The sequence below is a fragment of the Georgenia sp. EYE_87 genome (assembly GCF_023148685.1).
Classification (GTDB): Bacteria; Actinomycetota; Actinomycetes; order Actinomycetales; family Actinomycetaceae; genus Georgenia.
On sequence record NZ_JAHXNL010000007.1, the window covers coordinates 164,311 to 181,371 of the forward strand.

At 74.6% G+C, this 17,061-nt stretch carries 15 protein-coding genes and 1 pseudogene; 8 read left to right on the forward strand and 8 right to left on the reverse strand.

All coding sequences use genetic code 11. The annotated features are described in order from the left end of the window. The first annotated feature begins 46 nt into the window (after positions 1-46). On the forward strand, positions 47-1,183 hold the full coding sequence (locus KZX45_RS12045) for a lanthionine synthetase C family protein (protein WP_248257980.1): 1,137 nt from the start codon (positions 47-49) through the stop codon (positions 1,181-1,183). Between the two features lie 83 nt (positions 1,184-1,266). On the opposite strand, the gene KZX45_RS12050 is transcribed toward KZX45_RS12045, so the two are convergent. The 3 genes from KZX45_RS12050 to KZX45_RS12060 form a co-directional block, all read right to left on the reverse strand. After that, positions 1,267-2,244 (reverse strand): LuxR family transcriptional regulator, encoded by a 978-nt coding sequence (locus KZX45_RS12050; RefSeq protein ID WP_248257981.1) that lies wholly within the window; start codon positions 2,242-2,244, stop codon positions 1,267-1,269. A 225-nt stretch (positions 2,245-2,469) separates the two neighbouring features. After that, positions 2,470-2,649 carry a hypothetical protein gene (locus tag KZX45_RS12055; RefSeq protein ID WP_248257982.1) on the reverse strand — a complete coding sequence of 60 codons (180 nt, stop codon included), beginning with the start codon at positions 2,647-2,649 and terminating at the stop codon, positions 2,470-2,472. Between the two features lie 55 nt (positions 2,650-2,704). Next, on the reverse strand, positions 2,705-4,792 hold the full coding sequence (locus KZX45_RS12060) for a S9 family peptidase (RefSeq protein ID WP_248257983.1): 2,088 nt from the start codon (positions 4,790-4,792) through the stop codon (positions 2,705-2,707). A gap of 82 nt (positions 4,793-4,874) precedes the next feature. Here KZX45_RS12060 and KZX45_RS12065 point away from each other — a divergent pair, with 82 nt between their 5' ends. Next, entirely contained in the window at positions 4,875-5,738 is an 864-nt protein-coding gene (locus KZX45_RS12065) for an N-acetylmuramoyl-L-alanine amidase (protein WP_248257984.1), read from the forward strand. A gap of 30 nt (positions 5,739-5,768) precedes the next feature. Here the strand turns inward: KZX45_RS12065 and KZX45_RS12070 are convergent, their stop codons facing one another. After that, a complete protein-coding gene (locus KZX45_RS12070) occupies positions 5,769-7,421 on the reverse strand; it encodes a hypothetical protein (RefSeq protein ID WP_248258049.1) in 1,653 nt (550 codons plus the stop codon). 81 nt (positions 7,422-7,502) lie between these two features. Next, complete coding sequence (locus tag KZX45_RS12075; protein WP_248257985.1) at positions 7,503-8,150, reverse strand: response regulator transcription factor; 648 nt, start codon at positions 8,148-8,150, stop codon at positions 7,503-7,505. A 223-nt stretch (positions 8,151-8,373) separates the two neighbouring features. Between KZX45_RS12075 and KZX45_RS20500 the strand changes: the two are divergent. Continuing rightward, positions 8,374-8,724: pseudogene (locus KZX45_RS20500) on the forward strand (DUF2993 domain-containing protein); the annotation flags it as partial. A 22-nt stretch (positions 8,725-8,746) separates the two neighbouring features. Beyond that, entirely contained in the window at positions 8,747-9,055 is a 309-nt protein-coding gene (locus tag KZX45_RS12080) for a hypothetical protein (RefSeq protein ID WP_248257986.1), read from the forward strand. Here KZX45_RS12080 and KZX45_RS12085 read toward each other — a convergent pair. The 3 genes from KZX45_RS12085 to KZX45_RS12095 form a co-directional block, all read right to left on the reverse strand. Next, a complete protein-coding gene (locus tag KZX45_RS12085) occupies positions 8,957-10,138 on the reverse strand; it encodes a hypothetical protein (protein WP_248257987.1) in 1,182 nt (393 codons plus the stop codon). The two genes, KZX45_RS12080 and KZX45_RS12085, sit on opposite strands and share 99 nt — an antisense overlap. Beyond that, positions 10,135-11,295 (reverse strand): sensor histidine kinase, encoded by a 1,161-nt coding sequence (locus KZX45_RS12090; protein ID WP_248257988.1) that lies wholly within the window; start codon positions 11,293-11,295, stop codon positions 10,135-10,137. Before KZX45_RS12090 ends, KZX45_RS12085 begins: the two co-directional genes overlap by 4 nt. Positions 11,296-11,358: 63 nt before the next feature. Beyond that, positions 11,359-13,527, reverse strand: coding sequence for a cytochrome c oxidase assembly protein (locus KZX45_RS12095; RefSeq protein WP_308221738.1), 2,169 nt, complete (start codon positions 13,525-13,527; stop codon positions 11,359-11,361). 135 nt (positions 13,528-13,662) lie between these two features. On the opposite strand from KZX45_RS12095, the gene KZX45_RS12100 reads away from it, so the two are divergent. Genes KZX45_RS12100 through KZX45_RS12115 form a run of 4 tightly spaced genes read left to right on the forward strand, consistent with a single transcriptional unit; the run spans position 13,663 to position 17,053 of the window. Then, positions 13,663-14,673, forward strand: a complete 1,011-nt coding sequence (locus KZX45_RS12100; RefSeq protein ID WP_248257989.1) for a MoxR family ATPase — start codon at positions 13,663-13,665, stop codon at positions 14,671-14,673. A gap of 19 nt (positions 14,674-14,692) precedes the next feature. After that, positions 14,693-15,586: a DUF58 domain-containing protein gene (locus KZX45_RS12105; protein ID WP_248257990.1), complete on the forward strand. Its 894-nt coding sequence runs from the start codon at positions 14,693-14,695 to the stop codon at positions 15,584-15,586. Continuing rightward, positions 15,570-16,043, forward strand: a complete 474-nt coding sequence (locus KZX45_RS12110; protein WP_248257991.1) for a hypothetical protein — start codon at positions 15,570-15,572, stop codon at positions 16,041-16,043. Before KZX45_RS12105 ends, KZX45_RS12110 begins: the two co-directional genes overlap by 17 nt. Continuing rightward, positions 16,040-17,053, forward strand: a complete 1,014-nt coding sequence (locus tag KZX45_RS12115) for a VWA domain-containing protein (RefSeq protein ID WP_248257992.1) — start codon at positions 16,040-16,042, stop codon at positions 17,051-17,053. The genes KZX45_RS12110 and KZX45_RS12115 overlap by 4 nt, the downstream gene beginning before the upstream one ends. Positions 17,054-17,061: the final 8 nt, after the last annotated feature.

A 17,061-nucleotide genomic window follows, 5' to 3' on the forward strand; every position in this document is an offset into this window, starting at 1 on the left:
CGTGATGTCTGCGGTGCGTCCGGCACGCGAGGCGCTGGGGGGCGCCGTGCCTGCTCGGGTGCTGGTGGACATGGCGGCCCGCGGTGCGGTGGACCTGTCCGCGCTCGAGTCGACCGACTACCCGGGCCTCCTCGCGGAGGTCGGGCAGGCGATTCTCGCTACGGCGACTCCGGAGCGGCAGGACCGTCTCTTCCCGGACAGCGTGGCACTGATGGCCGGCGGCCCTGGGGGTGCCGCCGGCCCGGTGTCCTTCGGGCACGGTGCGGCCGGAGTTCTCTGGTCGCTCGCCGAGGTGGTCGAGGTGCCGGACGAGCTCGTCGACTGGCTCGTACGGCGAGTCGAGGAGACGGACGGGCTCGGACCCGGACTCTTCGACGGCGCCAGCGGCATCGCCCTGGCGCTCGACCGGCTCGGGCGTACGGAGGCGGCAGCTCGCCTGTGGGGGCAGGTCGAGCAGGTGCCTCTCACGGAGCTGGGGACCCGGCTCGCCGACGGCCTGCCCGGCGTCGGACTCGCCCTGCTGGAGCGGTCTCCCGTGCGCGACGTCGAGGCGCTGATCGCTCGTGCCTCCGCCATCGGCGCGGAGCTGCTGGACCGCCTCGCCGTCGAGGACCCGTGGTTGGAGGGCCCGGGCCTGCTCCACGGCGGCTCCGGCACGGCGCTGTACCTGCTCCACCTGTACGGGCTGACGGAGGACGAGTCGCTGCTCGTGGGAGTGGAGCGATCGCTCCAGCGTGACCTCGCGGGGCTCGGCCTCGGCCCGGACGGGCGGCGCTGGTCCACGACCACCGAGGACTCCTCCGTGTGGACCGGGACGGACGGCATCGTCATGGTGCTGCACGAGGCGGTCAAGCACCTCGACGTGCCCTGGCTCCACGAGATCCACCGGTCGGCCGCCATGCTCTCCGGACGCCGCCTCGATCACCTGCCCGCCCTGTTCCGCGCCCGCGCCGGGGCCCTGCTGGCGTACCAGACCATGCACTCCGAGCCCTGGACCCCCGCGCCCGAGCGTGTGGCGCTGGTCCGGCTCCACCTGGGTCGCCTGGACCTCTGCGGCGGGCGCCGGCACCTCCACCTCACCAACCAGATCTCGAGAGACACGGGCACCGGCGCGGCCGGGCATCTCGTGGCGCTGTCCGGGCTGCTCGGCTCGGGCGACCGCCGGGTGCCGTTCTTCTGGTGAGGTGACCAGCGGGCTCACTTGGTGAGCCCCTCGTGCTTCGGGGTCGCGCGTCCAGGGCCGCGCGGCCCCGAGTCGTCTCTCGGCTACAGCCAGCCGCGCTCGACGGCGCGGGCGCCGAGCTCGAAGCGGCTCGTGGCGTCCACCCGGTTGCTGAGCACGTTGATCATGCGCCGCACCGTACGGATCGAGATGCCGAGCGAGCGGGAGATCGCCTCGTCCTTGAGCCCGCGCGACAGCAGCTGGAGGAGCTCACGCTCCTCGGCCCGGAGCGTGTTCTCGCTGGCTGCCGGAGAAGGGAGGTCGGCACCCGACTCCCACAGCAGGTCGAACAGCGCCTGAAGGGCGGTGATGGCTCCTGGTGTGTTGAGCACGACGGCACCGCGGGAGAAGTCTTGAGGGTCCGAGGTGACGACCGCAATCTTCTCGTCGTAGATGAGCACCCGAACTGGCAGAGCGATCGCAGTTCGGATCTGACCTCCCCGCTCTCGAAACCACTCCGCGTACTCGACAACACCATCGTCGTGCCGGGCGGCTGCCGGATAGAGCGTGCGCAGGCGCACGCCGCGCGCAAGGGCGAGCGCGTCGTCCGACTTCGCCTGGTTGAGAACGTGGGGAAGAGGTGCCTTCGTCACGATCGAGTCGACCGAGGACTCGACGTTCTGCCCGAGCTCCAGAAGGCGGGAGACGATGTGGTCGGTCCCGATGAGGCGTTCGAACTCGCCGTGCCGTGCGTTCTGGATCGTCCGGTGGTACTCGTCCACCAGGGCGGCTGCGCCGGACCGAGCCTGACTGAGCTCTTCCTGCTTGCGATGCAGCTCGATCTCGTGCTGGCCCACGAGCCGCTCGAAGGCGACCTGCGGCGACTCCGTGCGCAGGTTGGTCGGGTCGGAGTGCGATCGCCGGACGAAACCCTTCTCCTCCAGCTGCTCGAGGATCTCCGCGACCTCGCTGTCGTACCGAGAGAGGTGACCGGCAAGCTGGTCGGGCGACATGTCGGGGTTCGCCAGAAGGACGCGGTACGCCGCGACGGCGTCCGCGCTCAGACCCAGCGGCTCGAACATCTGTCTCCCATGTCTCGGACCTGTGCCGATGCTAATCGTCGTCCGCTGTGGAGGACGACTCGCCACGACGACAGCAGTCGACCGTTACCGGACGGCACGCGCAACTCATTTGAAGTGGCAAGTGGCACTTCCTGCCATGGCAGGAAGTGCGTGCTCCTATCCCGGTTGTTTTAGGTCTCGTTCGGGCGATTATCGATGCAGATGGCCAAACGGGCATCGAAAGTATCAGGAGGTGGCGACCATGGTTCGGAAAATTGTGGCGAGCGCGGTGCTCGCGGTTGGGCTGACCGTGACGGCCGCCGCAGTGCCGGCGATCGCGGCACCCAAGGATGACGGCGGCCGCGTCTCGACGGCGTGCACGTTCTGCTGGCCGGAGAAGTCGGCCAGGTAGCGGATCGACCGCAAGGGGCGGTGCGTCCGAAGATGCACCGCCCCTTCGTGCTGCCCGCCGACGTCTAGGTCACCCCAGCAGCTCCGGGAGCCCGCCCGACTCCTCCCCGAGCACGTGCTCGGCCAGGAACCCCAGGACCACCTGGTACCAGATCTTCGCGTGCTGCGGCGTGAGCACCCAGTGGTTCTCGTCGGGGAAGTAGAGGAAACGGTGTGCCGTCGAGCCGTCCTCAGCCTGCGGGAGCCCGGAGGCTGACAGCAGCTCGTACCAGAGGCGCAGGCCCTCGCCGACGGGGACGCGGTAGTCCTTGTCGCCGTGGATCACGAGCACCGGCGTGCGGATGTCCGCGACGTAGCGGTGCGGCGAGTTCACCTCTTGCATCTCGGGGCTCATCTCGCGAGCCCAGTAGTACGAGGCGTCCGTCGTCGGACCGAAGCTGTCCAGCGCCCACAGGCTCGCGTGCGTCACGATCGCGCGGAACCGGTCCGTGTGGCCGGCCACCCAGTTGGCCATGTAGCCGCCGAACGAGCCGCCCATCGCCGCCGTCCGCGACTCGTCGATCTCCGGCAGCGCCACGGCGGCGTCGGTCGCGGCCATGAGGTCCGTGAACGGCTCCAGGCCCCACCGGCCCCAGCCGCGCTGGATCATCTCCTGGCCGTACCCCGTGGACAGCGCCGGGTCGGGCAGCAGCACCGCGTAGCCCCGCGCGACCATCAGCCACGGGTTCCACCGCCAGCTCCAGGAGTTCCACGAGCCCAGCGGGCCGCCGTGGATCCACAGCAGCAGCGGCGCGGGCGCCTCGGCCGAGGCTGTGCGTGGCAGCGCCAGCCACGAGCGCAGCCGCACCCCGTCCGCCGTCGTCTCGACCTCCCTGAGGGTGCCCGGCAGCTCCGGGCGCGGGGCCGGACCGCGCAGCGCGGTCACCTCGGCCCCACCGTCGGAGGCGTCGGAGGTCAGGTCGAGGCGGACCACCTCCGCGGGGTGGGCGTAGGAGGCGCGCAGCGCGTACGCGCTCGCCCCGTCGGGCGCCACGACCAGGTCCGAGAACGCGCCGTCCTCGGTCAGCCGTGTCACGGCCCCGCTCCGGGCGTCGACGTGGAAGACCGGCGCGCGGCCGTCGTCGTCGGCCGTCATGAGCAGGCCGCTGCCGTCGGGCAGCCACCGCACCTCGCCGGGCCAACGGTCCCAGTCCGGTCCCAGCAGACGGCTCTCGCCGGAGGCGAGGTCGAGCACCCGCAGCGTCGGCCGTGGCGCGAGCTCGGTGGTGGAACGTTCCTCGTGAACGTACGCGAGCGACAGCCCGTCCGGGCTGATGCGCGGCGCGGAGTACTCGACGTCCTCGTCCGCGGCGAGGAGCGTCACCCGCTCGCCGGTCGCGAGGTCGATGCGCACCAGGTCCGTGCGCTGGGACCCACGCCCCTCCGGCACGACCCACTCGGTGACGAGGAACGATCCGTCGGGGGCGACGTCGTGGCTCGCCTCGACGAGGTGGGTGCGCGCGTCCGGGGTCAGGTCGCGCAGCGCGAGCGGCTTCTCCTCGGCCGCCGCGGCGTCGGCCGAGACGACGGCGCCGCCGTCTCCGAGCGCCATGGCGTAGAGCTTCGGCGCGGCCGGCCCGAGGTCGTGGTCCCAGTACCGCACCGGGTACCCGGCGTGCAGGATCGCGGAGACCTTCTTCTCCTTGCGCTCCTTGCGCAGCCGCTCCTCCTCCGACAGGTCGCCCGCACGCGGCAGCGCCGAGGCCGTCACCACGACCGTCACGCCCGTCTTGGCCGGGCGCGCGCCCTCGACCCCGCCCGGGTGGCGCGCCAGGACGCGCGCCTCGCCGCCGCCGGCGGGCAGCGTCCACAGGGCGGCGACCTCGTCGTCGTCGGAGCCGTCCGGCCGCGCGGCGACGAAGAGCAGGTCCCCGGCGGGCGTGAATCGCGCCTGCGACTCGCCCTTCGTGCCGCGGGTGAGGCGCCGGGCGGGCCGCTGCCCGGCAGGGTCGACCTCCCACAACGCGGTGACGTACCGGGTGCCGTCCTCGTCGAGGGTGCTCACGCCGGTGACCAGCCGCGTGCCGTCCGGGGACAGGGCGAGGGAGCCCAGCCGCGGGAGCGCGACGTAGGCGTCGAGGTCGTGGAAGGGCGTCGAGGGTGCTGTGGTCTCCGTCACGGGCCCATCCCATCACGGACGGTCACGGTCCGGGAGGAGGCCCGGCCCGCACCGGAGCCCCGCCGGTGTCAGGATTGACCGCATGCCCGAGCCCACCCGTTCCGTCCGCGCCGTGCGGACGCTGCGCGTGCTCGGCGTCGTCCTGCTCCTCGCCGTGGCCGTCGGGGGGCTGCTGCTCGGCTCCCGCCCGTTGCCGGGCGGGCCCTCCGTCGCGCCGGAGTTCCCGACGGCGGAGCCCGCGCCGACGGCGGCGCCGTCGCCGTCGACCCCGGCGAGCCCGGGCGTGCGGCCGCTCGAGGGCGTGCACGTGGTCCTCGACCCCGGCCACAACGGGGGCAACGGGGAGGCGACGGCCGAGGTCAACGCACTCGTGGGCGACGGCCGCGGCGGGAGGAAGGCCTGCAACACCGTGGGCACCTCGACGGCCGGCGGGTACATGGAGCACGCCTTCACCTGGGACGTCACCCGGCGGGCCCAGGAGCTGCTGGAGGCCGACGGCGCCGAGGTGACGCTCACGCGCCAGGACGACGAGAGCGTCGGCCCCTGCGTGGACGTGCGCGGGAGCACGGTGGGCGACGTCGACGCCGACGTGCTCGTGTCCGTCCACGCGAACGGCTCGGAGAACACCACGGCGAAGGGGTACTTCGCGATCGTCTCCGCGCCGCCCCTCAACGACGCGCAGGGCGAGCCGTCCCGGGACCTGGCCACTCACCTGCTCGCCGCCCTGGCCGACGGCGGGTTCACGCCCTCGGGGTCGTACGCGGAGGCGCTGAGCGAGCGGGCCGACCTCGGCACGCTGAACTGGGCCGAGCGGCCCGCCGTCCTCCTCGAGCTCGCGGAGATGCGCAACCCCGAGGAGGCCGCGCTCGTCGAGAGCGAGGAGGGACGGCAGCGCTACGCCGAGGCGATCGTCGCCGGCCTGCGCACCTGGGCGGCGGCTCGCTGACCCGAGGTCTGAGGGCTCGCTGACCCGCGGTCAGAAGGTCTGGAAGCCGGCACGGGCGACGGCGAACCCGCGGCCGGTGAGCGTCGACCAGCACGTCATCCCGCTCTGCTCGCTCGTGCAGGCGAAGAAGCCGGCCGTCGCGGACTGGCCGTACTCCAGCACGCCGTTGCCCGCGGCCGCGGGCTGACCGCAGTCCGGGGCGGCCTCGCCGTCGCGGGGCACGGCCAGGGTGGTCGGGCCGGAGCACCCCTCCGGCGGGGCGAAGTCGTAGTCGTCGATCGTGCACCGGGCGGAGTCCGCCAGGTCGCACGTGATGTTCTGCGACGGCGAGGCGAAGCTGCTGCGCTCCTGCGCGCCGGGCGGAGCGGCGCGGGCGAGGTCGACCCAGCCGGTGCCCGCCTCCGTCACGGTGGTGCGCAGGGCCTCGGGGGCGGCGTCGTCACCGGTGATGGCCGAGGCCACGGCGACGGCGTGGACGTTGTCGCACGAGTCCTGCAGCTGGTCGAGCGTGGTCATCACCAGCTCGCCCGAGGCCGGGTCGGCCCAGGCGCCGTCGGGCGCAGCGGAGGTCGCGAAGGCGGCGAACGCGCTCGCGTCGGCCACGGGGTCGGTGCAGGCCGAGGACTCCGGCAGGGCGACCAGGGCGTCCCGGGCGGCCTGCGCGTCGTCGGTGGCCGTCGGGGTGGGGGTCGGCGACGCCGACGCCGTGGGCTGAGCCTCGCCGGCGGTGGTGGCGGCGGGGGTCGGGCGCTCCTCGTCCTCGCCGCCGGAGAGCTGCCACACGACCAGGAGGACCAGGGCCAGGGCCACCGCGGCCAGGATGGTCAGCGGGAGCCACGAGCGCCGCCCGTGCTCGTCCGTCCGGGCGGCGGCGGCCGGCGCGCCGGCGGCGGCGCCGGTTCCGGCGGTGGCGTGGCGGTCACGGACCGGGGCAGCCCGGTCGGGGCCGCCTGGGTGCGTGGTGCGCCCGGGCCGGCCGGCCCGGGCGGGCGTCCACGCGGGGACGATCCGGGGCATCGCCTCGGTGGGGGAGTCGGTCGGTTCCGCGACGGCGGGCCGCTCCACCGGTTGCGCCGGGGCGAACGTCGGTGGTTCCGCGGCGTCCCGCGCGGGGACGTCCGGGTCGGAGTAGACCGCGGTGGCGTCGGGGTCGAAGGGGGCGCCGTCGCCCGCGCGGGGCCCGGCCTCGGTCGCGGGGACGGTGGGCATCGCCTGGGTCTGCTGGCCGGCCTCGGCCGCGGGGACGGCGGGCATCGCCTGGGTCTGCTGGCCGCCCACGGCGGCCGTGTCCTCGGCTGCAGCGGGACGCACCGCCGTCGGCTCGGTCCCGGACGCGGGCACGTCCGCGCCGGCAGGGGCGGCCGCGCGTGCGTGGGTCACGGGCGGCATGGCCGCGGTCGGAGACGTGTCACTCTCCGGCTCTGCGCCCCGGGCCTCGACCGGCGGCGTGGCGGGCGCGGCGGGGGCCGTCGGGGCGGCGGCCGAGGCGGCCCGACGGGCCAGGGCGGCGTCGACTTCCGGCATGCGCAGCCGTCCCAGCCAGTCCAGCAGCGCCGGGTAGGTGGAGGGGTTCTCGGCGATGGTCGCACGCAGCTCCGGGTGGTGCTGCGCAAGCTGCTGCAGGGTGGTCAGGGGCGTGCCGGGGTTGGCGGCCTGACGCCTCAGATCGTTCTCGCCGTCCATCTCTCACCTCCGCGATCCGACCCGACCCTACACAGATCGCGCACGTCAACGCCCTGGGGCGGCCAGGGGTGGGTCGGGCGGCTACCGCTCCCTGCGGCGCGGGGCGGGCAGGAAGCCGTCCTCGACGGCCCGCCTGTACAGGTCCACCTTGGTGGGCGCCTCCCGGCCGTCGCGGGCGTACTTGGCGCGGATGGAGCGCAGGTGCTCGATGACGGTGTGCTCGCTGATCCCGAGCGTGTGCGCCACCCGCACGGTCTTCTCCCCGGCGGCGTACAGGGCCAGCACCTCGGCCTCGCGCGGGGACAGGGCGGCGGAGTCGAGGTCCGGGTCGCCGTCGATCGCCGCCGCCCACGTGGCGGAGGGGACCGTCTCGTCCTGGGTGGCGGCGAGCACCGCGGTCGTCAGCGTCTCCACCGGGGCCGCCTTCTGCAGGACCCCCACCGCTCCCGCCCCGGCGGCGCGCCGGATGGCGTGCGGGTCGTCCCCCGCGGTGAAGACGAGCACCTTGATCCCCGCATCACGCAGGGCGCGGACGTTGTCGCCGGGGTCCGAGCCGTCCCCCAGCCGGAGGTCCAGCACGGCGACGTCGATCGGCCGTCCCAGCGCCAGGAGCCCCCGCACGGTGTCCGCGGAGCCGACCACCTCCACCGCAGCGTGCTGCCCCAGCGTGACGCGGAGTCCGAGCACCACGGACTCGTGGTCGTCCACGATTCCCACGCGCACTGTCACGTCGCATCCTCCTTCCCCCAAGGGTCGTCATGGTGGCAGAGACGGGCGGGGGGTGCAGTGTTTCGGCCCCGGGAGCCCACATGCCGGGCGGCGCGGACCGAGGGGTGGTCGGTCGGGACTCAGGGTCTTCGTCCGGCGGCGACCCCGCCGCCGGCCCGCATCCCGGTGCGGGCGGCAGGTCGCCTTCCGGGCGGATCCGGTCCGGGCGACCTACGTTGGCCGTATGCGCCGACTCCTCGCCCTGCTCGTCGCCGCCGTCGTCCTGGTGACAGCCGCCCTGGTGGTCGACCGCCTCCTGCGCGCGAGCGCGGAGGACCGGGTCGCGGGCGAGGTCGCCGCGGCCGTGGAGGTCGACGGCGAGCCGGACGTGACGGTCGAGGGATTCCCCTTCCTCACCCAGCTCGCGGCTGGTGAGCTGGACAGCGTGCGGGTCCGGGCGGACGCGATGGCCACGGAGGGCGTCCGGCTCCTGGACGTCACGGCGCACGCCCGGGCCGTCACCGTCGAGGAGCCCGCGACCGCCGGCCGGCTCGACCTCGACGGGACCCTGCCCGACGAGGTGCTGCAGGCGGCTGGTCCAGGAGGAGGTCGAGGGCGTGACGGTCGCGTCCGCCGCGGACGGCGTGCACCTGTCCACCGAGGTGCTGGGGCTCGACCTCGCGCTCGTCGCCGCGCCCGAGGTGGCCGACGGCGGCATCAGCGTGCGCGTGACGTCGGTGCGGCTCGGCGGCGCCGAGCTCGACACGGACGACCTCGCACCACTGCTGGGCGAGGACCTGCTCGAGCTGGAGCTGGACGTGCCCGACCTACCGCTCGGGCTTCGCCTCGTCCAGGTCGTCCCGGCCGACGGCGGGCTGCGGCTGTCGCTGACGGGCGAGGACGTGGTGCTCGCCGACGTCCCGTGACGGCGGCGGCCCCGACGACGGCGCGTCGGACGTCGCAGGACCTGAGGACGACGGGCCCGGCGACGGCGCGTCCGGGGAGTCCACCGCCCCGTCGGGACCGATGGTGGAGCGCCGGGTCCCCTCCGCCGTCTCCACGACGACCGAGGCCACCGCAGCCCGGCGCGGGGGCAGGATCCGGATCACGACCCGTCCGGCGGCCACGCCGTCGAGCAGGCCCGGGATCGGGGCGAGGACGGCCGCGGGGTCGGGCACGTCGGACAGCCCGCCGTCGTCCATCACCTCCACGGCCACCCCACGCAGCCGGGCCGCGCGCACGGCGGCGACGACCCCCGGGACGTCGAGCGCGCCGCCCCGGAGCCGGTCGCGCACCTCGGCCTCCAGCACCGCCAGTCGCGCGCGCTCCTCCTGTCCCGGGAGGTGGCCCTCGGCCAGCCGCTCCAGCGCCGGGCGCACGTTCTGCTCGAGCCAGGCCAGGCGGCGGTGGCGCTCGGCGGCCTCGGCGAGGCGGGCCGCGTGGGCGGCCCGGCGGGAGCGTGCGCGTGCCGCGACGGCGCTGATCTGCCGTGCGGCCCGGTGCAGGACCACGCCGGCGGTCGTGCCGACGACCAGGAAACTCAGGTGCGTGAGCAGCAGGTCCGGCAGCCCGCGCCAGTCCTGACCGGTCGTGCCGAACCAGGCGAGGGTCACGGCCACCAGGCCGGCCATCCCGCACCAGGCAGAGACGAGGTGGCCCCGGGCGGCGAGGAAGAACAGGACGAACGAGCCCGCGCCCAGGTGCCACGCCGAGTAGCCCGGGAACCGGTCGGTGGGCAGGTCCCAGGAGACCAGCAGGGCCAGCAGCCCGGGCACGACGGCGAGAGCGGCCGTGACGGCGCGCGTGAGCCGGCGGCCGGGCAGGAGCGCCGCGGCCGCCGCTGCCGCCGCGAAGATGACGAGCCCGACGACGTGGGGCAGCAGCGAGCCGCGGTCCGGCGACGTCGTGGCGACGAGGAAGACGTTGCAGGCGACGTAGCTGAGCACGACCGTCCAGCCCAGCGGGCCTGCGAGCCGGAGGTCCGGCGCCGACTCCTCGACGGTGCTCATGCCCGCCACCCCACGATCACCTCCGTGCCGGCGCCGGGCCGGGAGCGCACCTCGGCGTTCCCGCCGGGCAGTCGCGACATGCGGCCCAGGATGCTGCCGCGGACACCGAGGCGCCCCGCGGGGACGGAGGCGGGATCGAAGCCGGCGCCGTCGTCGCGGACGCGGACCTCGGCCCGTCCGGGCCGCACCGTCACGGTCACCGTGCGGGCCGCGCCCGGCCCGGCGTGCCGCACGCTGTTACGCAGCGCCTCGGCGGCGGCGGCCACGAGCTTCACTGCGACGAGCTCCGGGATCCGGGCGGGTTCGACGTCGGCCCTCACCTCGGCGCCGGCGCCGATGACGGCGGCGCGGAGCCGGAGGCGGAGCACCAGGTCCCCCGCCTCCACCTCGCCGGTGGCGGTGCTGGGCTGGCGCAGCTCGTCGAGGTCGTCGAGCGCCCGCCGGGCCTCCAGGGCGACGGCGGCGCGCGGGGCGGTCCCGGACGAGCCGGCGAGGAGCGCGGCGAGGACCCCGTCGTGGACGATGGCGGCGAGCCGGTCGCGCTCGGCGGCCCGGGACTCGGAGCGGGCCTCGGCGACGGCGTGCTCCGCGTCCGTCGCGGCGGCGGCGTCGACGGCCCGGGCCGCGCGGAGCACCAGCCAGACGACGGACATCACGATCAGCCCCGACGTGACGGCGTACACCGCGTCCTGCACGGCGAGCAGCGGCCGGGCCCGGCCGGTGTCCCACCACCGCGCGACGCCCCAGAGGGTGCACACCGTGAGGAGGTAGGCCACCGACACCCGCGCACGCCAGGCGAGCGCGGCACTGGCCAGGGCCGCACCGATGAAGCCCGAGATCCACTGGGTCTGGTGGCCCGCCGAGCCCTCCTCGAGCAGGGGGACGCTGGCGACCACCCCGAGGAAGAGCAGCGCCCACGCGCCCGCCACCATCTGCACCGCAGCGGCCGGCACCCGCGTGAGGGGGCCGAGAGCGGCGAGGACCACCAGCCCGCCGACGAGGACCGTGGCCGTGGTGATCCACCAGGGCGCCAGGGCGGCACGATGGGTGCCCGGCAGGTGGACCACGGTGAGCGCGAACGCGAGCCCGCCGACCCCGACCAGGCCCGCGACCACGTGGACCAGGTGCCGGTGCCCGTGATCCGGCTCGGTCCTCATGCCCGCAGGGTAAGGGCAAGCGCCTCGTGCGTGAACCGCCCGCCCGTGCGGAACGGTCGGCGGTCAGGGCTCCGGGGTGGGTCTCGCCTGCTCGCCCGGGGGGCCGGCCTGCCGGACGTCGCCGGCCGCGGGGCCGGTTGGGGCGCCCGCCGGGCCGGCGGGGCGGGCGTCCTGCTCGGCCATGGCGGCGAGCATGGCGTTGTAGGCGCGCAGCTCGGCGTCGTCGTCGCGGTCCGCCGCGCGGTCGGAGCGGCGGGCGGTGCGGGTGTCGTCCTGCGCCCACGCCACCGCGACGCCGATGGCGAGCGCCAGCGTGGGCAGCTCGCCGATGCCCCAGGTGATGGCGCCGCCCTTCTCCTGGTCCGCGAGGGCGTCCACGCCCCACGGCAGGCCGAGCCAGCCGAAATAGTCCGCGGCGAGCAGCGAGGTCTGGGAGATGATCGAGATCCCGAAGAACGCGTGGAAGCCCATCGTCGCCAGCAGCAGGAGCAGCCGCAGCGGGTAGGACGGCCGCGCCGGGCCCGGGTCGATGCCGACCAGGGCGTTCGCGAACAGGTACCCCGCCAGCGTGAAGTGGACGACCATCAGCAGGTGGCCCACGTGCGTGGTCAGCGCGAGCTCGAACAGGGGCGTGTAGTAGAAGACCACGAGCGAGCCGGCGAAGTTCACGCCCGCCACCACGGGGTGGGAGAAGAACCCGGCCCACCGCGAGTGCACCAGGGCCAGCAGCCACTCGCGCGGCCCGCGCGAGCCGTCCCGCCGGTGCGGCAGCGCCCGGACGGCCAGCGTCACCGGCGCCCCGAGCACGACGAAGATCGGCACCACCATCGCCAGCAGCATGTGCTGGAGCATGTGCGCGCTGAAGAGGACCGAGCCGTAGACCGTCGGGCCGCCGTTCGTCACCCAGAGGAACAGGACCATCCCGACGACCCACGAGAACGTGCGGGCGCCGGACCAGCCGTCGCCCCGGCGGCGGAGCCGCGCCGCCCAGCGGACATAGACCACGACCGCGGTGACCGCGACGAGGGCCAGCAACGGCTCGAGCCGCCACTGCGTGAGGTAGGTCAGCGCCGTCGGGAAGGGTGGCACGGAGTTGCCGGTCAGCAGGTAGGCGGGACTCGCGTCAGTGACCGGCTCCTGCGGGACGGGCGGGGCCGACGAGCCCAGCGCGATGGCGACGCCGATCACCACGCCCATGAGCAGCACCTCGCCGCCCGCGAGCCGCCAGAACGCCGCGCCGGGGCGGCCGCCGTCGCCGCCCGTGCGCAGGGCCGGGATGGTCGCACGGCGGTGCGCCCAGCCGGCGAGGCCGAGGGCCGCGGTGAGCAGGATCTTCAGCAGCAGCAGGCGGCCGTAGGGATGGGCGAGGAGGTCGGAGGGGGACCCCAGGCGGATGGCGGAGTTGACCACCCCGGAGTACGCCACGATCACGAAGCACCACAGGGCGACGGCGGAGTAGCGCTCGGCCCCGTCCGCCAGGTCCCGGCCGAGTTGCGCGGCCACCACGCACAGGACGGCGAGCCCGCCCGCCCAGACGCACACCGCGGCCACGTGCAGCCACCACGAGGACACCGCGATCTCGTGGCCGGCGGCGCCGGCGGCGTGGCCGGTCAGGGCCGTGGGGACGAGCGCGACGAGCGCGAGCACGCCCGCCCAGGCGGCGGAGGCGTAGCCGGCGACCGCGGCGGCGAGCAGCGCCACCAGCGCGGTGATCAGCGTGGCCCACATGAGGTTGCGGCCCAGCTCGATCTCGGTGACGAACTGCAGGAGCTGCGCCCCGAAGTCCGGGCCGCCGAGGGTGCCGACGACGGACGCGTAGGTCAGGATCACGTGGGCCAGCTGCGCCAGCGCCCAGACCACGGACGCGACGGCGCCCACGCGGGCCGACAGGGACCAGGCCCGGCCGTCGCCCGGCGTGGCCCGCGAGGGCCGGGCCGCGCGCTGGCCGGCGGCGTCGGCGCCCCGGCCCGGCGGTTCGGCCCTCGGCGGCGCGGGCAGTACGAGCGCGCACAGCGCGAAGGCGCCCACGGTGATCGCGGCGCCGGCGTGGCTCAGCACGGTGACGGCCGGCAGCCCCCAGCGCACCAGCGGTCCCGGGTCGAACAGCGGCGACGGGGCCGCCGCCCCGGTGACCACGAGCCCCGCGACCACCGCCAGGAGGGCGGCGGGCAGGGCGCCCAGCGCCCACGCCCAGGTGCGGTCGGGGACGGTTCGGGTGGTCGTGTCGGGCACCCGTCCAGGGTAGGCGCCGCCCGGAGGGCGCCTCGCGTCCGGTGACGGGTCTCACGCGGGGCGTGCGGCCCGGCTCACCGGGCGTGGGTCGCGTGCCATACGCTCGACCGCGTACCGGGACAAAATGGGGGCAGGATGAGTGAGTCGGCGGTGCGTCAGCACCAGGTGATCACCGAGTCGGAGACGGAGCGCGCCACGCGCCTCGTCTCGCGGGTCTCTGCCATCTTCGGCGAGCGGGTGGTGGGCCAGGACGGCCTGCGGGTCGCGCTGATCTCAACCCTCCTGGCCGGCGGTCACGTGCTGCTCGAGTCCGTGCCGGGTCTGGCGAAGACCACCGCCGCCCAGACCCTCGCCGGGGCCGTGTCGGGGACCTTCCACCGCATCCAGTGCACGCCGGACCTCATGCCCAACGACATCGTGGGCACCCAGATCTTCAACTACGCCACCAACGACTTCTCCACCCAGCTCGGGCCCGTGCACGCCAACTTCGTGCTGCTGGACGAGATCAACCGCTCCTCCGCCAAGACGCAGTCGGCGATGCTCGAGGCGATGCAGGAGAAGCAGACCTCGATCGGCGGCGAGGTCTACCCGCTGCCCAGGCCGTTCATGGTGCTGGCCACCCAGAACCCCATCGAGGAGGAGGGCACCTACGTCCTCCCCGAGGCGCAGATGGACCGCTTCCTCATGAAGGAGGTGCTCACCTACCCGACCCCGAACGAGGAGGTCGAGATCCTGGAGCTGACCTCGGCGGGCGCGTTCGACGAGCCGATCGACCACGAGCCGATCACCCTCGACGACGTCCACTTCCTCCAGGCTCTGGTCAACCGGGTCTACGTCGACCTCTCCATCAAGCAGTACATCGTGGCGCTGATCAACACCACCCGCGGCGGCGGGCCGCGCCCGCTGCCGAACTTCCACCAGCACGTGCGCGTGGGCGCCTCGCCGCGCGGGGGGATCGCGCTCATGCGCGTCGCGCAGGCCGTCGCCCTCCAGGAGGGCCGCACCTACGTCGTGCCCGACGACGTCAAGAAGCTGCGTCACCCGGTGTTGCGCCACCGGCTCGTGCGCACCTACGACGCGCTGGCCAACAACGTCGCCCCGGAGTCGCTCGTCGACGCCGTCTTCGCCACCGTCCCCACCCCCTGAGAAGCCCGGGACCCGCCGGATGTCCTCCACCACCTCCCGTCTCGCGAAGGTCCGCGCCCGGCTGGACCTGCCCACGGTCCGCCGCGCCGCGGGCATGCTGGAGGGGCGCCACCGGTCGATCTTCTCCGGCCACGGGCAGGACTTCGACGACCAGGTGGAGTACCGCCCGGGCGACGACATCGGGGACATCGACTGGAAGTCCTCCGCGCGCGCCGGGCACCCGATCATCCGGCGGTTCGTGCGCGAGTCGAACCTGGCGATGGTGCTCGCCGTCGACACCGGCCGGAACATGGCGGCCACCGCCCCGTCGGGCGAGGCGAAGTCGGCGGTGGCGATGTTCGCCGCCGACGTCGTGGCCTACCTGGCACGCGCCCGCGGCGACCTCGTCGCGCTCGTCGCCGGGGACGCCGAGCGAATGGTCCAGCTGCCCGGCCGCGGCGGCACCGCCCACCTCGAGATGCTGCTGCGCACCGTCGAGCGCTCGCTCAGCCTCGACGCCCCTCCCTCGGACCTGGGCCGCGTCCTGGACCGGGTGCTCACCTGGTTCACGCGTCGCTCGCTCGTCGTGGTCATCACGGACGAGGCCCGCCCCGGCCCCGAGCACGAGGACGCCCTGCGTCGCCTGCGAACCCGGCACGAGGTGATGGTCATCGCCGTCGCGGACGCGCTGCCCACGGCGCCCGGCGCCGGGCCGACCGCCGACGTCGACGGCGCCGCCGCGCTCCCCGCGTTCCTCCGGGACGACCAGAAGCTCCACGAGGAGGCGCTCGCCGCGGTCGAGGCCCGTAAGGGGGAGGTCCGGGCCGTGCTGCGACGTCGGGGCATCGAGGCGGTCACGGTGGCCGGCGAGGACGACCTGGTGGACCGCCTCATCGACCTGCTGGGGAGGCAGCGCCGTGTCGCCCGACGCTGACCTGCTGCCGCCGGAGGCCTACACCTGGTGGGTGCCCGCCCTCGGGGTGCTGCTCCTGCTGCTCGTCGCCGCCTGGTACGTCTTCGTCCACCGCTGGACCGACCCCGCCCGGGTGGCGGAGCGGGCTCGGCGCCGGCGCGCCCCGGTGACGATGAGCAACAACCTCCGCCAGCGCTTCGCGGCCGAGGTGGACGAGCACCACGGGCGCTACCGCGAGGGCGAGTACGACCTGCGAGAGCTCCACCTCGAGCTGTCCCGGACCATGCGCGAGTTCGCCTCGGAGCGGATCGGCACGGACGTGCGCGCCTGGACGCGCGGCGACGTCGCCGGCTACGACCCCACGCGACGGATCGGCGGCCTGCTCGCGCAGTGGGAGGAGCCGAGCTTCGCCGCCCGCTCCGACGCCGAGGCGGCCGAGTCGGCCCGGCACGCCAAGGAGGTGATCGCCCAGTGGTGAGCCCGTGGCTCGTGCCCGTCGTCCTGGTGGTGATCGCCGCCGCCGCGGCCGCGGGCTGGTTCGCCCGCCGCCCGGAGCGGCGGGCCGGCGCCGTGACGTGGGTGGCGAACTCCGGCTACCTGCGGTCCCTGGCCGGCTACCGCCGCCGGATCCGGGTGCTGCGCGGGGGGCTGGCGCTCGGCGCCGCGGCCCTGGCCCTGACCTCGCTGGCGACGGCGTCCCTCACCGCGCGCCCGGTGGACCGCGACGTGCGCTCGGAGATCCTCGCCACCCGCGACATCGTGCTGTGCCTGGACGCCTCGGGGTCGATGATCGAGCTGGACACGGAGATCGTGCAGAAGTTCTCCGAGATGGTGGAGTCCTTCGAGGGCGAGCGCATCGCGCTGAGCGTCTGGAACAACACCTCCCGGACCGTCTTCCCGCTCACCGACGACTACGCGCTGGTGAAGGAGGAGCTCGACGCCGCGGCGTCGGCCCTGGACTTCGACCTCGACGCCTGGGTGTACGACCAGGAGGCGCTGGAGAAGCTGGAGAACTTCCTCGTCGGCACCGTCTCCCTCGACAACGAGTCCTCGTCGCTGGTGGGGGACGGGCTGGCCACCTGTGCGCTGGCGTTCGACGCCTCCGACGCCGAGCGCTCGCGGACGATCATCCTCGCCACCGACAACCTCGTGCTCGGCACGCCGATCTACACCCTGCCCGAGGCGGCGAGCTTCGCGGCCGAGCGGGGCATCACCGTCCACGGCATGTACGCCTCCCTCACCGACGCGGACTCCGCAAGCGCGAAGGCCGAGATGCAGGAGGTGATCACCGGCCACGGCGGCCTGTTCCTGGAGGCGGACGACCCGGCCGCGGTGTCCGGCATCATCGAGGACATCGAGGCGCAGCAGGCGGTCGACCTCGACGCCGACCCCCAGCTCGTCGTCACCGACCGCCCGGACCGCTGGTACGGCTGGCTCGTCGCCGGGCTCGCGGCCTTCCTCCTCGTGGTCTGGAGGGTCCGCACATGATCCTCCGG